Source organism: Microlunatus elymi (assembly GCF_007362775.1).
GTDB classification, from domain to species: Bacteria; Actinomycetota; Actinomycetes; order Propionibacteriales; family Propionibacteriaceae; genus Microlunatus; species Microlunatus elymi.
In genome coordinates, this window is sequence record NZ_CP041692.1 from 3717784 (window position 1) to 3731884 (window position 14101).

General features: G+C 67.9%; 14 protein-coding genes and 1 tRNA gene. 3 read left to right on the forward strand and 12 right to left on the reverse strand.

What is annotated here, in order from left to right:
- Positions 1–30: 30 nt before the first annotated feature.
- The 5 genes from mshC to FOE78_RS16695 all read right to left on the reverse strand — a co-directional run bounded on the left by mshC (position 31) and on the right by FOE78_RS16695 (position 4156).
- Complete coding sequence (gene mshC / locus FOE78_RS16675) at positions 31–1284, reverse strand: cysteine--1-D-myo-inosityl 2-amino-2-deoxy-alpha-D-glucopyranoside ligase (RefSeq protein WP_143987296.1); 1254 nt, start codon at positions 1282–1284, stop codon at positions 31–33.
- 59 nt (positions 1285–1343) lie between these two features.
- Entirely contained in the window at positions 1344–2156 is an 813-nt protein-coding gene (locus FOE78_RS16680; RefSeq protein ID WP_143987297.1) for an SCO1664 family protein, read from the reverse strand.
- A complete protein-coding gene (locus tag FOE78_RS16685; RefSeq protein ID WP_143987298.1) occupies positions 2131–2724 on the reverse strand; it encodes a DUF3090 domain-containing protein in 594 nt (197 codons plus the stop codon). The genes FOE78_RS16680 and FOE78_RS16685 overlap by 26 nt, the downstream gene beginning before the upstream one ends.
- 33 nt (positions 2725–2757) lie before the next feature.
- Positions 2758–3546 carry a histidine phosphatase family protein gene (locus FOE78_RS16690; RefSeq protein WP_143987299.1) on the reverse strand — a complete coding sequence of 263 codons (789 nt, stop codon included), beginning with the start codon at positions 3544–3546 and terminating at the stop codon, positions 2758–2760.
- 73 nt (positions 3547–3619) lie between these two features.
- Positions 3620–4156, reverse strand: coding sequence for a flavin reductase family protein (locus FOE78_RS16695; protein WP_143987300.1), 537 nt, complete (start codon positions 4154–4156; stop codon positions 3620–3622).
- 241 nt (positions 4157–4397) lie between these two features.
- Between FOE78_RS16695 and FOE78_RS16700 the strand changes: the two genes are divergently transcribed.
- Positions 4398–5246 carry an undecaprenyl-diphosphate phosphatase gene (locus FOE78_RS16700; protein ID WP_143987301.1) on the forward strand — a complete coding sequence of 283 codons (849 nt, stop codon included), beginning with the start codon at positions 4398–4400 and terminating at the stop codon, positions 5244–5246.
- Positions 5247–5250: 4 nt separating this feature from the next.
- Here the strand turns inward: FOE78_RS16700 and FOE78_RS16705 are convergent, their stop codons facing one another.
- Entirely contained in the window at positions 5251–6300 is a 1050-nt protein-coding gene (locus tag FOE78_RS16705; protein ID WP_143987302.1) for an LLM class F420-dependent oxidoreductase, read from the reverse strand.
- A 69-nt stretch (positions 6301–6369) separates the two neighbouring features.
- Here FOE78_RS16705 and FOE78_RS16710 point away from each other — a divergent pair, with 69 nt between their 5' ends.
- Positions 6370–7329 (forward strand): aldo/keto reductase, encoded by a 960-nt coding sequence (locus tag FOE78_RS16710; RefSeq protein ID WP_143987303.1) that lies wholly within the window; start codon positions 6370–6372, stop codon positions 7327–7329.
- A gap of 38 nt (positions 7330–7367) precedes the next feature.
- Here the strand turns inward: FOE78_RS16710 and FOE78_RS16715 are convergent, their stop codons facing one another.
- From FOE78_RS16715 to FOE78_RS16730, 4 genes are all read right to left on the reverse strand, one after another.
- Complete coding sequence (locus FOE78_RS16715; protein ID WP_143987304.1) at positions 7368–9824, reverse strand: polysaccharide lyase 8 family protein; 2457 nt, start codon at positions 9822–9824, stop codon at positions 7368–7370.
- 95 nt (positions 9825–9919) lie between these two features.
- On the reverse strand, positions 9920–10141 hold the full coding sequence (locus tag FOE78_RS16720) for a DUF5703 family protein (RefSeq protein WP_210414629.1): 222 nt from the start codon (positions 10139–10141) through the stop codon (positions 9920–9922).
- A gap of 25 nt (positions 10142–10166) precedes the next feature.
- Positions 10167–11504, reverse strand: a complete 1338-nt coding sequence (locus FOE78_RS16725; protein ID WP_143987305.1) for a M20/M25/M40 family metallo-hydrolase — start codon at positions 11502–11504, stop codon at positions 10167–10169.
- Between the two features lie 73 nt (positions 11505–11577).
- Positions 11578–12345: a VIT1/CCC1 transporter family protein gene (locus FOE78_RS16730; protein WP_407662663.1), complete on the reverse strand. Its 768-nt coding sequence runs from the start codon at positions 12343–12345 to the stop codon at positions 11578–11580.
- Between the two features lie 131 nt (positions 12346–12476).
- Between FOE78_RS16730 and FOE78_RS16735 the strand changes: the two genes are divergently transcribed.
- Positions 12477–12565 (forward strand) — tRNA-Leu (locus tag FOE78_RS16735).
- A 33-nt stretch (positions 12566–12598) separates the two neighbouring features.
- Here the strand turns inward: FOE78_RS16735 and FOE78_RS16740 are convergent.
- The gene (locus FOE78_RS16740) at positions 12599–13327 is read right to left on the reverse strand and encodes a nucleotidyl transferase AbiEii/AbiGii toxin family protein (protein WP_143987307.1); all 729 of its coding nucleotides are present in this window, start codon (positions 13325–13327) and stop codon (positions 12599–12601) included.
- Between the two features lie 125 nt (positions 13328–13452).
- The gene (locus tag FOE78_RS16745; RefSeq protein ID WP_143987308.1) at positions 13453–14073 is read right to left on the reverse strand and encodes a type IV toxin-antitoxin system AbiEi family antitoxin domain-containing protein; all 621 of its coding nucleotides are present in this window, start codon (positions 14071–14073) and stop codon (positions 13453–13455) included.
- Positions 14074–14101 lie beyond the last annotated feature (28 nt).

Genomic DNA, 14101 nt, shown 5'->3' on the forward strand with positions numbered 1-14101 from the left:
CTATAGCAACACCAGCGACTGACAAGTCGGCTAGAGGCGGATGCCGAGGAGCGCGTCTACGGCCTCGGCGACCTGGGCGGGGGCGTCGGCATCGTCGCCGTCGATGGCCAGCGAGGCGCCGGCCCAGGCGTCGACGGCGGCGACCGCGGTGGGTGCGTCGAGGTCGTGGTTGAGGGCGGCCCGGAGCTGGCCGATCACTCCGGCGGCGGACAGACCGGCCTCCAGACGTACGGCTTGGCGCCACGTGTCCAACCGCTGCTCGGCGGACTTGAGCAACTCGTCGGTCCAGGACCAGTCATCGCGATAGCGGTTGACCAGCAGCGCCAGCCGGATCGCCATCGGGTCGACGCCGGACTCCCGCAGGGTTGAGACCAGCACCAGATTTCCCTTGGACTTCGACATCTTCTCGCCGTCCAGCCCGACCATGCCGGCGTGCACGTACGCCCGGGCGAACGGCTTGCCGGAGGCCACCCGGGCCTCGGCCGCACACATCTGGTGATGCGGGAAGATCAGGTCGCTACCGCCGCCCTGCACGTCGAAATCGGTGCCCAGATACTCCAGCGCGATCGCGGTGCACTCGATGTGCCAACCCGGCCGGCCGCGGCCGAACGGGCTGTCCCAGGCGGGTTCGCCGGGCCGGGCCTGCCGCCAGACCAGGCAGTCCAGCGGGTCCTCCTTGCCGGGCCGATCGGGGTCGCCACCGCGTTCGGCGAACAGCGGCATCAGCTGATCGCCGAGCAACCGGGCCAGCTCGCCGAAGTCCTGATCGCTGGCCCGGCGGAAGTAGAGGTCGGGGTATTCCGGATCGTCGAGGGCGTAGATCGCGTCGTGCTGCTGCAACTCCTCGATCAGGTCGATCACCAGTCCGATCGACTCGACGGCGCCCTGGTAGCGATCCGGCGGGATCACGTTCAGCGCCTCCATGTCGTCGCGGAACAGCTGGATCTCACGGGAAGCCAGCTCGGTCCAGTCCTCGCCGGTCGCCTCGGCGCGCTCCAGCAGCGGATCGTCCACGTCGGTGATGTTCTGGACGTAGCGAACGTCCAGGCCGTTGTCCCGCCAGATCCGATTCAGCAGGTCGAAGGTGACGTAGGTGTTGGCGTGGCCCATGTGGGTTGCGTCGTACGGGGTGATGCCGCAGACGTACATCCGAGCGGTGCCGTGCTTGGGACCGAGGTCGACGACGGCCTGAGCCACGGAGTCGAAGATCCGCACCTCGGTGCCGGAATCGGCGGCTTCGGCGGCCGATAGACGGGGAACCGACGGGGCTTTCCAGGCCTGCATGATCGCAACCCTACCGACCTCGTACGGCGTGGCTCGCGGCCGGTCCGGGCTGCGAAATCTCAGAACGGCGGCCAGGGAATGGTGTGCCAGTCGTCGTCCGGGTAAGGGAAACGCTCGGTGGTCAGCAGCCGCTCGGCGCGCAGCATCAGCGCCTCGATCTCGTCCTCGTCGAGCAGATCGGAAACCACGCCGATGGCGCCGTCGGCGACCCGGCGGATCCGGTCCAGTTCGGACCGCCGCAGCGGCTTGCCGGCCCAGCCCCACAGCAACGTACGCAGCTTGTTGTCCACGTGGAAGCTGACGCCGTGATCAACCCCGAACACCCGGCCGCGGCTGGCCAGGATGTGTCCGCCCTTGCGGTCGGCGTTGTTGATCACTGCGTCGAAGGCGGCCAGCATCCGTAGTCGCGGGTCGTCGGCGTGCACCACCGCGATCGGGCTGTCGTCGGCGGCGTAGCCCTCGACCACGGGAAACCAGCCGTGCTCGGGAACCTTGTCGATCGACACCAGATCGACCAGTTGATCAACTTCGGCGGGCTCGGAATCCACCCACACCTGCAGCGATCCCGGTCCGAAGGGCCCCTCCACCAGGGTCGTCACCGGCACCACGTCGAAGCCGCCGAGTCGTGAGATCCGATAGGCCGCCACCTCCCGCAAACCCAACGTGTGCTCGGGAAAGTCCCACAGCGGCCGTTCTCCCTTGATCGGCTTGTAGACGCCCTGCAATACCGTTTCATGATCATCCGACTTGGTGATCTTGGCCAGGAAGGTCTGGTTGGACGCCTGCTGGATCCGGCCCAGGATCTCCATCTCGCCGTCGAACGGTTCGGTGTTCAGGGCCGGATGATCAGAAGAGCGGTCGGCGATATCCATTGGCCCTGGGGCAGATATGGCCGTCGGCGTCGATGGGCTGCAGGCAGAACGGGCAGACCGGCCGACCGGCATCGACCAGCGCCTGAGCCCGGGCGATGAAGTCGCGGGCGTAGGCCGGGCTGATCTTGACCACGATCATCTCGTCGGCGTCGATCTCGTCCTCGGGCTGCGGCACGGCGGGTTCGTCGTCCTCGCCGACCTCGGCATCCTCGGAGACGTCGACGTTGGAGAAGAGTTCGATCACGACCTTGCTGGCCGACGGATCCCAGGCGATGGTCATGGTGCCGACCCGGAAGTCCTCGCTGATCGGGGCGTCCAACGGCGAGTTGTCGGCCGCCTGGTCGACCGGCGGCGGCACCGCGGCCTGGCCGCTGCTGCGCCGGTGGACCTCCTCGAGCACACGCTCCAGGTGCTCGGCCAACACCGAGACCTGCTGCTTCTCCACCACCACGCTGGTGATCCGGTTGCCTTCCCGGGCCTGCAGGAAGAAGGTCCGCTCGCCGGGCTGGCCGACCGTACCGGCGACGAACCGATCGGGCGAGTCGAACTGATGCACCACTATCGCCATGCCGCCCACCCTATGCCCGCCGGGTAACGCGACTCAGACATCGCCCGTGCCCAACCCGCCGCCGACGGCCGCGTCCTGCTCGCCGCCGGTTGGTCGACTTCGGCCCTTGCCGGCCGTCTTCTTGACCGGCCCTGACTTCTTGACCGGCTTGGGAATCAGCGTGGCGAGGTCCTGGCCGACCGAATTCATCCGCAGCACGAACGGCCGGGTGTCGGCGTAGTGAATCACCGAGATCGAGGCCGGGTCGACCATGATCCGCTGGAACGCGTCCAGGTGCATGCCGAGCGCATCGGCCAGGATGGCCTTGATCACGTCTCCGTGGGAGACCGCCACCCAGAGCGCGTCGTCGCCGAACTCGGCGCCGAGCTTGCTGTCCCAGCCTCGTACGGTGGCGACCGCACGGGCCGACATCTCCGTCATCGCCTCGCCGTCGGGGAACCGGACCGCAGAGGGCTGCTGTTGCACCGTCCGCCAGAGCTTCTCCTTGGCCAGTTCGCTGAGCTTGCGTCCGGTCCAGGAGCCGTAGCCGCACTCGATCAGTCCGGCCTCGGCCGTCACCGGCAGCGGCTGGGTGTCGGCCCGGCCATCTGTCCCGGGCAGGCAGAGCCTGCGTGCGTCGGCGATCGCCTTGGCGGTCTGCCGGCAGCGGCGCAACGGGGACGACACGATGGCACGAATCGGCAACGCCGCGATCCGGTCGGCCGACACGGCGGCCTGCTGTACGCCGACCTCGTCCAGTTCGACGCCGGGTGATCGCCCGGCCAGGACACCGGTGGCGTTGGCAGCTGTACGGCCGTGCCGGACGAGCAGGACAGTAGTCACGAAGTGGCTCTCCTTCTTGAGCTCGTCACGAAGTGGCTCTCCCTCTGGAACTCGGTACGAGCAGTGACCCTACTCAGGATTCCCAATCCAGGAAGCGATAGCGGCCGCGCAGGTAGCCGAGTGCCTGGTCCCCCTGGACCAGGTCGGCCAGTTGCACCTTCTCGATCCGCGCCCGGACCAGGTAGGCCCAACCGGCCTTCTCGGGCTCCCCCTCCAGCAGCCGGGCGCCGATCCAGGCCGGCGCGCCGTCGGCGACCGGACCCCACTCGGTCTGGGTCCAGTTGCCGGTGCGGAACTTGCCGCCCGGTGACGGGGTGACGCCGGCGAACACGTCACCGATCCGGCGATGTGGCCCACCCAACACGGTGACCGCCACCGTCCGGGTCTCGGCCAGCAGCTCCCCCAGACCCGACTCCGGATTCACCAGGCCGATCACCTCGCCCGGGTCGCCCTCGGCGATGATCATCGACGACACCGTCAGCCCGGCCCGCTCCTTGCCCTGGCCGCTGGCCCAGATCGTCACCGGCGCGCTCAACCGGCCGCGGGCCCGCCGTACCGGATCGCGGTCGGGTTCGGGGGTGAGGAACGGGTGTTCGGCGTGGATCGACACAGCTCATTTGTAGCCGACCGTTGCAGTCGTGCCGCGTCGGCCTGCCGCCGCATCCTGCACCGCGGTCGTACCCGGATCGGACCGCGGTCGGAATCTGCCCGCCGATCCGGCAGTTCTGGTGCGGCGGCTTGGCCGCAGCGGCGCGGCAGGACAGGATGGGCGGTCGTGCGCCGCGAACTCGGCGCGCGGGCCGTACGGGATCAGCCGGGACGGTCGGCCGAGATGAGGAGAAGGTGACCCGATGGGCTGGTTCGAGGCGATCGTGCTCGGCATCGTGCAAGGACTGACCGAATTCCTGCCGATCTCCTCCAGTGCTCACATCTCGATCATCGGCCAGCTGTTCGGCAACGGCGATCCGGGGGCGGCGTTCACCGCGATCATCCAGATCGGCACCGAGACCGCGGTGATCGTGTACTTCCGGCACGACATCGCGCGGATCATCAAGGCCTGGTTCCTGTCCCTGATCGGCCGGATCGATCGAGATGATCATGACGCCCGGATGGGGTGGCTGGTGATCATCGGCTCGATCCCGATCGTGGTGCTCGGGCTGCTGCTGCAGAACTGGATCGACACCGCCTTCCGCAATTTGTGGATCACGGTGGCGATGCTGGCCGGCTTCGGTCTGGTGATCGGGATCGTGGACAGCCTGGCCACTCATCGCCGGACCCTGCAGGACCTGACCTGGAAGCACGGCCTGCTCTACGGCCTGGCCCAGTCGCTGGCGCTGATCCCCGGCGTCTCCCGCTCCGGCGGCACCATCACCGCCGGTCTGGCGATGGGCTACAAGCGGGAGGACGCCACCCGGTATTCGTTCCTGTTGGCCATCCCGGCGGTGATGGGCGCCGGCCTGTATCAGCTGTACGAGGCACTGACCGGTGACGCGCACGCGCAGGTGGCCTGGGGTCCGACGATCGCCGCGGCCGTGGTCGCTTTCATCATCGGCTTCATCATGATCGCCTGGTTCCTGCGCTTCGTCAGCACGCACAGCTTCTGGCCGTTCGTGATCTACCGGATCGGCCTGGCCGCCGCGGTCGCGGTGCTGCTGATCGTCGGGGTTCTGGATCCGCTCGGCGCAACCCCGACCCCGTGATCGCTCAGTCCCCGACCCCGGACCGTTCCAGTGCCTCGGCGATGGTCTGCAGCGCGGCCAGTTTGGTCTCGACCGGCCCGTAGGGGGCGACGGCGCACGTGCGGAGCCCGGATTCGGCGAAGGCCTGCAGCCGCTCGGTCAACCGGCCGAGGTCGCCGATCAGTGAGGTGTCGTCGATGAACTGCTCCGGCACCGCGGCCATCGCGTCTCGCTGCCGTCCGCCCAGGTAGAGGTCCTGGATCTCGGCCGCCTCGGCCTCGTACCCCATCCGGATCGCCAGCCGGTTGTAGAAGTTCTGTTCCCGGCTGCCCATGCCGCCGATGTAGAGGGCCGCGTACGGACGGATCGGATGCGCACAGGCCGTGACGTCGTCGCCGACCACCAACGGCACGGTCGCCATCACGTCGAAGTCGTCCAGCGTCTTGCCGATCCGCGCCCGGCCGTTCTCGATGTGACGCAGCTGTTCGGCGGCGAAGCCGAGCGCGTAGAAGATGCCCAGCCAGCCGTCGGTGTAGCGGCCGCAGAGCTCGAGATTCTTCGGCCCGACGGCGGCCAGATAACGCGGGATCCGCTCGCTCGCCGGCTTGATCATCAACTTCAGCGGCTTGCCCGGCCCGTCCGGCAGCGGCAGCCGGAAATGCTTGCCCTGAAAGGAAACCGTCTTGCGGTCCAGGGCCAGTTCGAGGATCTCCAGATACTCCCGGGTCCGGCCCAGCGGCGCGTCGAACCGGACCCCGTGCCAGCCCTCCGAGACCTGCGGGCCGGACACGCCGAGACCGAGCCGGAACCGGCCGTCAGTGAGCCGATCCAGGCTGGCCGCCGTCATCGCCGTCATCGCCGGAGTCCGCGCCGGGATCTGCATCACCGCCGCACCCAAGTTGATCTTGGTGGTCTGGCCGCCGAGCCAGGCCAGCACGGTAGGGGTGTCGGAGCCGTACGCCTCGGCGGTCCAGACCGAGTCGAAACCGAGCTCCTCGGCCCGCCGAGTCAGCCGAAGTTGATCTTGGGGATCGTCGGAACCGACCAGGTATCCGAGATTGAGCGCCAGCCGCATGGCCTCACCGTAGCGTCAGCGGCCCACCCTGCGGCGCTCGACGTCCCGCACCGGTTAGGGTCATTTCCCATGGAGAGCCGGCGCGTCGGGAGCAGCGGATTGCAGGTGTCCCGGCTGGGGTTGGGCACCCTGACCTGGGCCCGCGACACCAGCGCCGAGGACGCGCGCGAGTTGCTGGCCACGTTCTGCGCGGCAGGCGGCAATCTGATCGACACCGCGGCCGCGTACGCCGCCGGCGACGCCGAGCGGTTGATCGGCAAGCTGACCCGAGATGTGGTCGCCCGAGACGAGTTGGTGATCGCCACCAAGGCCGGATTCGCGATCCGCGGCGGCAAACGGATCACCGACACCTCCCGGCGCGCGTTGCTGCGTGATCTCGAGGGATCGCTGCGCCGCTTGGACACCGACCACGTGGACATCTGGCAGGTGCACGCCTGGGGTACGGCGCCGCTGCAAGAAACGCTGTCCGCGTTGGATCATGCGGTCACCAGCGGCAAGGCCCGCTATGTCGGGATCTCGAATTTCGTCGGCTGGCAGACCGCCCAGGCGGCGACCTGGCAGCGGGCGGTGCCGGGGCGGACGCCGTTGGCCAGCACCCAGGTGGAGTATTCGTTGCTGGCGAGGCGGGCCGAGGTCGAGGTGCTGCCGGCCGCACGGGCGATGGGGCTGGGCATCTTTCCCTGGTCGCCGTTGGGCCGAGGTGTGCTGACCGGCAAGTACCGGACCGGGATCCCGCGGGACTCGCGGGCTGCCAGTGATCATTTCTCCTGGTTCACCGAGCCGTATCTGCAGACCCGGTCCCGGGCCGTCGTGGAGGCGGTGGCCAAGGCCGCCGACGGACTTGATCTTGATCCGTTGCAGGTCGCCCTGCTCTGGGTCCGCGACGCCCCCGGCGTCACCGCTCCCCTGCTCGGCGCCCGCAACGCCGCCCAGCTGAAACCGGCCCTGGACGTGGAGGGCAAGGCGCTCCCCGAGGAGATCGCGATGGCCCTCGACGACGTCTCCGGCGGCCGAGTTGTCAGAACGTAGTTGGGCTATAGGCCAACTACGTTCTGACAAGTCGGTGATCAGGCGAGCTTCACGACCACGCGTTGGGTGGCGCCGGCCTGTCCGGTCAGGTCGCCGAAGCTGATCCGGAGCTCGCGGCCGATCTTGCTCGAGGACACCGTGTCCGGAGCTGACAGCACCTTGCTGACCGGGTGGCGCCAGACCAGGTCGAGGCCGGTCACCTGTCGTCCCGGATCGCTGACGCAGATCGTCGCCGTTCCCCTGAGCTGTCGGATCAGTACGGAGGCCGGGGCCGATGCGCTGACGTCGCCGACCCGGCCCGGCTGCCAGAAGTTGACCGCGGTCAGCCCGAGCGTGGGAACCCGGATGCCCTGTTGCGCCGCCGTGTTCGCCTGGGTGTGGATCCGGCCAGATGCCTTGTGGGCAAGGGATCTCGTCTCGTGCGCGCTCGCGCCGGGGACGAGCAGATAGCCGTAGCTCGCATTGCTCGGACGGACGCCGTGATCGGTGTAGAGGGTGAGGTAGCGGCGGGTGATCGGATCGGTGCTGCCGCCGTCGTTGATGTCGTGCCAGGCGCCGGTTCGTTCGTCGCGCAGAGCGGTCAGCTCGGTCGGCTGCAGGAAGACGTAGCCGGCTTGTCCGTCCAGGTGAGCCCACCGTGGATTGTCGAAGACCTTGGACCAGCCCTGGACGGTCGGCTGGGTCCGGTCGTCGATGATCAACTTCGCGGTGCCGTGTTCGCCCAGCGCGCGGTTGTCGTAGACGGTCTCGGCCGCCTCGGCGTCCTGCGAACTGATCCCGGCGCCGAGGCAGACCACGTACGAGTCCAGGCTGAACCAGGATTTCCTTGCCTGCAAGGTGCTCTGGAACCCGATCAGGTGCTGACCGTACGCGCCGAACTCGCCGTCGGTGCTGCCGCCGACCCAGGCAACGTCGGGGGTCGGATTGGCCCATTGTCCGCCGGCTTCGTCGGCCAGGTGCTTCTTCGACACGGTGATGCCGGGCAACCGATACGGGTCGACGGTGGGCCAGTACGCGTCGGAGTACTGACCAAGATCATCCGCGAGCCACCATTGCAGCCAGCCGGAGCCGGTATGCCAGCCGCGTTTGTTCTCGTGATTGCCGGTCTCGTAGTAGCTGATCCGTTTCGACGCCGCCGAGATCGCCGCGGCCCAGCCGGGGCGTCGGTGGGTGGCACGATCCATGTTGCCGAAGACCCGATGCTCCACCGGCTCGTCGAGGGCGACCACCGAGTCGTCGTTGATCACCTGCTGCATGTCTGCCAGCTGGACCAGGCCGAGACCGTTACTGACCGCCTCGTCGTAGCTGTCCCGCTGCACCCAGCCCTTCAGCATGCCCCGCCAGCGCTGGGCCTGCTCGGCAGCCGCGCCCTTGGCGATCAGCGCGACCGACGGCAGCACCGCATGCCCCCTGGTGTGGTCACTGCCGCCCTGCCGGGTGATGCCGCGTCCGGAGACGCAGTCCATCATCAGCCCGTTGTAGATGAACGGTGCCAGGGCGTTGTCGATGGTGTCCAGGAACAGCGACTGATTCGGGTCGGTGACCTCGAAGCTGGATCCGTGCAGCAGGGCGAAGAGGCGACCGAGACCGCTGACCAGCACGGCGCCGTAGCCACCGATGTAGGGAATGTTGGTGTGCTGGATGAAGGATCCGTCGGCGTAGTAGCCGTCTCCGGTGGTCACGTACGGAAAGACCGGAGACAGCGCGTCCCGTGCCAGGGTCAGCCGGTCGGCGTTGTCGGCCAGCAGGCTGCGCAGGATCACGCTCAGGCACAGGTCGACCCGGTTGGCCCCGGTGCTGGTGCCGGTGTAGTGATCGAAGGTCGAGTCCGGCACGTAGTAGTCGACCGCGGCAGCGTAGGCGGCCCGCTGGTCGGCGCCGAGGTCGTCGAAGATCAGGATCGCGGTGGTCATGAAGTCCTGTGCGCCGCCGATCTGGAAATTCCACCAGTTGCCGAAGCGTGGGATGCCGTCGCCGTAGACCTCGCGGTTGAGCTGATCGACTCCGTCGATCACGATCTTGGTGGCGGCACTGTCGCCGGTCAGTCCGGTGCCCGGTTGGCGGACGGCCTCGGCGATCTGCCGCAACCGGGTGATGGTGGTGTTCATCCGGGCCGAGTAGTTGTACGAGTCGGTGTCGGTGTTCGGATCGGGGTCGTCGTAGTTCAGGTCCGGCCATAGTGCCCCGGGCTGAGGGGCGAGCGTGTCGAGGAAGCCGCTTGCGGTCCGGCCGATCGCCGCGAGCTTGGAGCTGAACGGCTCGGCGGTGGCGTCGAAACCCGTACCCAGGAACAGGTCTCGCCAGCGTTGGCGGAGGGTGTCGAATTCGCCCGCAGCCGCGAACGCGCTGCCGGCGGTCAGATTCGGCAACACGAAGGCTCCCAGGGCGACGCCGCCGCCGGCCAACACGGCCCGGCGGCTGAGGGGCGGAACGCCGGCGGCGGTGAGTTGATCATGAGTTCGTCCTGCGTCACTGCAGGTGTCGGGGGTCTGCATGTCGCGGCACGCTACTCGCCGGCTCCGGGCTGCCGCCGGTCAACACGCGCGTTGCCAACCGTTGCCGCATCGGACGTGACGGCGCAACCGATGCGTCAGGACGTGCGATCGAAGGTGGGCGGTTCGAGGGTGGAGCGGACCTTGATGATCTTGCGACGGATCCAGACGTCACGGGTGCCGTCGCGATAGCGGCGCAGCCGGGTGAGCTCCCAGCCGCCGTACTCCGCGTGATCGGTGAGCAGTTTGCGGACGGCACCACGCGACAGATTGCGGTCCAGCCGGACCCGCTCGACCTGGTATTCAACGGGCTGTTTCATCGTCGCCCCAGGCTAATCCTTCTGCTCAGGCGATGGCGAGGAATCTGTCCAAGACTCGGGCACCGAACTCCAGCGCATCGGTCGGCACCCGCTCGTCGACACCGTGGAACATCCCGACGAAGTCCAGCTCGGCCGGCAGCCGCAGCGGGGCGAAGCCGAAGCAGCGGATGCCGAGCCGGTCCCAGGCCTTGGCGTCGGTGCCGGCGCTGAGCAGGTAACCGACCGCGCGGGCTCCCGGATCCTCGGCCAGCAGGCTGGCCTGCATCGCCTCCGTCAACGCGCCGGCGAATTCGGTCTCCACCGACGGCAGGTCGACGGCGTGCTCAAAGCGGACCTTCGGGCCGATCAGTTCCTTGATCGTTTCCAGGAATTCTGCCCGGCCGCCGGGCACCGTCCGGCCGTCGATCGCGGCGGTTGCCTGGCCGGGTATCACGTTGTGCTTGTATCCCCCGTTGATCATGGTCGGGTTCGCCGTGTTGGACATCGTCGCGCCGATCATCCGGGAGATGCTGCCCAGTCGCGCCAGGGTTTCTTCGACCGTGTCCGGATCAAGATCAATCTCCAGCGCCTCCGAGATCGCGTCCAGAAATCCTTGCTGGGTAGGGGTGATCCGGTCCGGCCACCTGTAGTTGCCGACCCGGGACACCGCGCCGGCCAACTCGGTGACCGCGTTGTCTTCAGTGCGCATCGAGCCGTGACCGGCGGTGCCGTCGGCGATCAGCTTCAGCCAGTTCATCCCCTTCTCGGCGGTCTGGATGAGGTAGAGACGAAGATCATCTCTGATGGTCAGCGAGAAGCCGCCGACCTCCCCGATCGCCTCGGTGCAGTCGTTGATCGTCTCCGGATGTTGATCAACGAGCCATTGCGATCCCTGCATGCCACCGGCTTCCTCGTCGGCGGTGAAGACCAGCCGGATCGGCCGCCGCGGGGCGACGCCGGCCCGCGCCCTAGCCCGTACGACGCTGAGCAGCATCGCGTCGAAGTCCTTCATGTCCACCGCGCCACGGCCCCAGACGCAGCCGTCGGTGATCTCGCCGGCGAACGGGTCGACCTGCCAGTCGGCGGCGTCGGCCGGCACCACGTCCAGGTGGGCGTGCACCAGCAGCGGCGACAGGTTGGTGTCGGTGCCGTCGGGTTCCCAGCGGGCGACCAGCGTGGTTCGCCGCGGCTCAGGCTCGTACAACTCGCTGGCGATGCCGACCTCGTCGAGCAACTCGGCCACTCGTTCGGCGGCGTCCCGCTCCCCCGGCCCGGGCTCGGGCCCGTAGTTGGAGGTGTCGATCCGGATCAGCTCCCGGCACAGGTCGACGACCTCGGCCTCGGGCTTGTAGTCATGATCAACTGCGGAGCCGCTGGGTGTCATGGGCCGATTCTGTCATCGGTGGCGAGCACCCGCATCAGCCGGTGCCGCCGGCACACCCGCTCCGGACCGAAGGTCAGAGGGTTCCGGCCAGCCGGCCGATCAGATAGGTCACCGCCATCGCCACCAGGCCACCCAGCACGTTGCGGAGAACCGCCCGTGGCGCCGGTGCGCCGCCGAGCCGGGCGCTCACCGCACCGGTGATCACCAGGGCGATCACCACCGCGACGACCGTCAGCGGGATCCGGACCGACTCCGGGGTGAGGATGATCATCAGCAGCGGCAGCAGTGCGCCGACGGTGAAGCTGAGGGCGGAGGCCAGCGCCGCGGTGAGCGGGTTGGACAGGTCGTCGGCGTCGATCTTCAGCTCGGCCTCCAGGTGGGCCTCGAGCGCGTTGTGTTCGGTCAGTTCCTGGGCCACCTGGCGGGCCAGCGGCGCGGACAATCCCTTGCGCCGATAGATCTCCGTGAGCTCGTCCAACTCGGCCTCGGGCATCGTCTCCAGCTCGCGCTTCTCCTGCTCGATCAGCGCCTTCTCGGTGTCCCGCTGGGTGTTGACCGAGACGTACTCACCGGCGGCCATCGACAGCGCCCCGGCGACCAGCCCGGCCAGACCGGCCAGTCCGATGGCTCCGCGGCCTACCGAGGCACCGGCAACGCCGATGACGATTCCGGCGGTGGAGACGATCCCGTCGTTGGCGCCGAGCACGCCCGCCCGCAGCCAGTTCAGTCGCTGGTTGATGCCCTGACCCTGCGGTTCGGGATGCTGGTCGGCACGAGTCGAGTCGGTCGCCTGCTCGCGCCGGTCGTACGCGGTCGGAATCGTCTCGGTCATGGCGGTCAGCCTAGAACTCTTTCTGGAATCGTTCCAGAAAAGTGAGCCTTGCCTAACTCCTGACCGACGACCACGCTGCCGACTTTGGGCGCCGTGCGGTGATTGCTATAGTTCATCAGCCGCCACGGGCGGCGACCCTTGTCCGGGTGGCGGAATTGGTAGACGCGCTAGCTTGAGGTGCTAGTGCCCCTTACGGGGCTTGGGGGTTCAAGTCCCCCCTCGGACACCACCAACTTCATGACGTCGGGCCGCGTTGACCTGATCACCGGGCCGCCTCGGTCCAGGCAGTTCGCACGACCCGCATCGCCTCATCTGGTCCGACCCGAATCCGACACTGGTGCGCCAGCGCAGCCTCCCAGGCCCGATCGGTCGGTGCGCTGTTGATTGAGAACAAGTCGGCCGGGTTTCCCGTTGTCGGACCATGGCGCCGGTAGAGCTTCGTGGCCTCGGCATCGATGGCTCCGGTCTCGGCCAGTGCCCACAGGTCGTAGAGATCGCGCGGCGCAGCGCGGCCGTACCACGCGGAGGTCTTCGCTGCTGCGAACGCGACTGGTGTCAGCGTCGGCAGCAAGGCAGGCGGCGCATCGCGGTATCGCTGCCGAACAGACTCCACCGTCGTCGGCCATCGCGGATATCCGGAAGCGGAGAGAAGTTGGATCTGGATCGGGATCCGGTCATCGATGATCATGGTCGCGGCACCCGACCCTGAGGTGGCGATCAACGACGGTTGCCAGGTGACCCGGCCGAGCGTGCGTCGGAGGCGACTCTCCATCGCGCTCGCGATCATCCTCGCGGTGCTGGATCGGCGGTTGCTTGTGATCAGGTCGATATCTTCACTGAGCCGCAGGTCCGGCAGGTACGTGCGTGCGAGTGCCGTTCCACCGAGGAAGACAAGATCATCTTTTGCATCCGATGCCGCCAACGCGGCGAGGACGTGAGAGATTGCAGGGTCTCGTTCGACCTGTGCGTAGGCAACGCCGAACTGATTCATGACGCGTTCGGCGTCATCTGGATGTGGCCCAGGGCGCAGAGGTGCGTCGAATCTCCCGATGTTGGCCGCGTCGTGCCGTGCCGAGAATCGGTTACCCTCCGGTCCCCTGTCCGGGTGCCGATTGCTCATGCTGGCGCCATGATCTTGCGGAGGCGGGCCAGTGCCGCCGGCGCATGTTGCGCGCGGGCGAGCGTCGCCACGGCATCGAGATCTATTGTCGAAGCCAGATTGAGGATCGCCTGTTGAGTCTCCTCAGGCACTCCACCGAGATCAGGGCGTTTGACCAGATCGAGGACGGTCTGCTCCGGAGTCGTCACGAGGCCGCGGCCCGTGTCCAGACGCATCAACTCCGCCTCGAGCCCATCCGTGTCTCGCTTGACGAAGGTCACGGTGCCGCCGCGGTCGAGACGGACCGGCCGATGCTGTTCGGGGACTGCGACAACCGCGGCACCGATCGCGCGCGGGATGGCATGGTGGACGCGGGCGGCACTGACACCCATCAGGATCGCGTTCTGGGGCCCGTAGACCGCCGCTCCGATACCGAGCGCAGCAGCCTCTATCGTCGGGTTCCAGCCAACTGGCGCATCGTCCGGAACGGCGACGAAGTAGCCATGGGACAGGCGAAGCAACTCCCCGGCCGCCACGAGCCGGCCAGCGGTGGCGTGCGGATTTGCTGTCACATCCCTCAGGTCCTTCGGTCGGACCGTCCGCATCGGAGCGCGCGCGGCGACGCGTGCGACGTTCATAACTCCCTCGGCCCCATGTAGTATTCAA

Excerpts from the sequence above, each read along its gene's own strand:
- mshC (WP_143987296.1), bottom strand. The coding sequence starts at position 1,284 with ATGCAGGCCTGGAAAGCCCCGTCGGTTCCCCGTCTATCGGCCGCCGAA.
- FOE78_RS16680 (WP_143987297.1), bottom strand. The coding sequence starts at position 2,156 with ATGGATATCGCCGACCGCTCTTCTGATCATCCGGCCCTGAACACCGAA.
- FOE78_RS16685 (WP_143987298.1), bottom strand. The coding sequence starts at position 2,724 with ATGGCGATAGTGGTGCATCAGTTCGACTCGCCCGATCGGTTCGTCGCC.
- FOE78_RS16700 (WP_143987301.1), top strand. The coding sequence starts at position 4,398 with ATGGGCTGGTTCGAGGCGATCGTGCTCGGCATCGTGCAAGGACTGACC.
- FOE78_RS16705 (WP_143987302.1), bottom strand. The coding sequence starts at position 6,300 with ATGCGGCTGGCGCTCAATCTCGGATACCTGGTCGGTTCCGACGATCCC.
- FOE78_RS16710 (WP_143987303.1), top strand. The coding sequence starts at position 6,370 with ATGGAGAGCCGGCGCGTCGGGAGCAGCGGATTGCAGGTGTCCCGGCTG.
- FOE78_RS16715 (WP_143987304.1), bottom strand. The coding sequence starts at position 9,824 with ATGCAGACCCCCGACACCTGCAGTGACGCAGGACGAACTCATGATCAA.
- FOE78_RS16720 (WP_210414629.1), bottom strand. The coding sequence starts at position 10,141 with ATGAAACAGCCCGTTGAATACCAGGTCGAGCGGGTCCGGCTGGACCGC.
- FOE78_RS16725 (WP_143987305.1), bottom strand. The coding sequence starts at position 11,504 with ATGACACCCAGCGGCTCCGCAGTTGATCATGACTACAAGCCCGAGGCC.
- FOE78_RS16740 (WP_143987307.1), bottom strand. The coding sequence starts at position 13,327 with ATGAATCAGTTCGGCGTTGCCTACGCACAGGTCGAACGAGACCCTGCA.
- FOE78_RS16745 (WP_143987308.1), bottom strand. The coding sequence starts at position 14,073 with ATGAACGTCGCACGCGTCGCCGCGCGCGCTCCGATGCGGACGGTCCGA.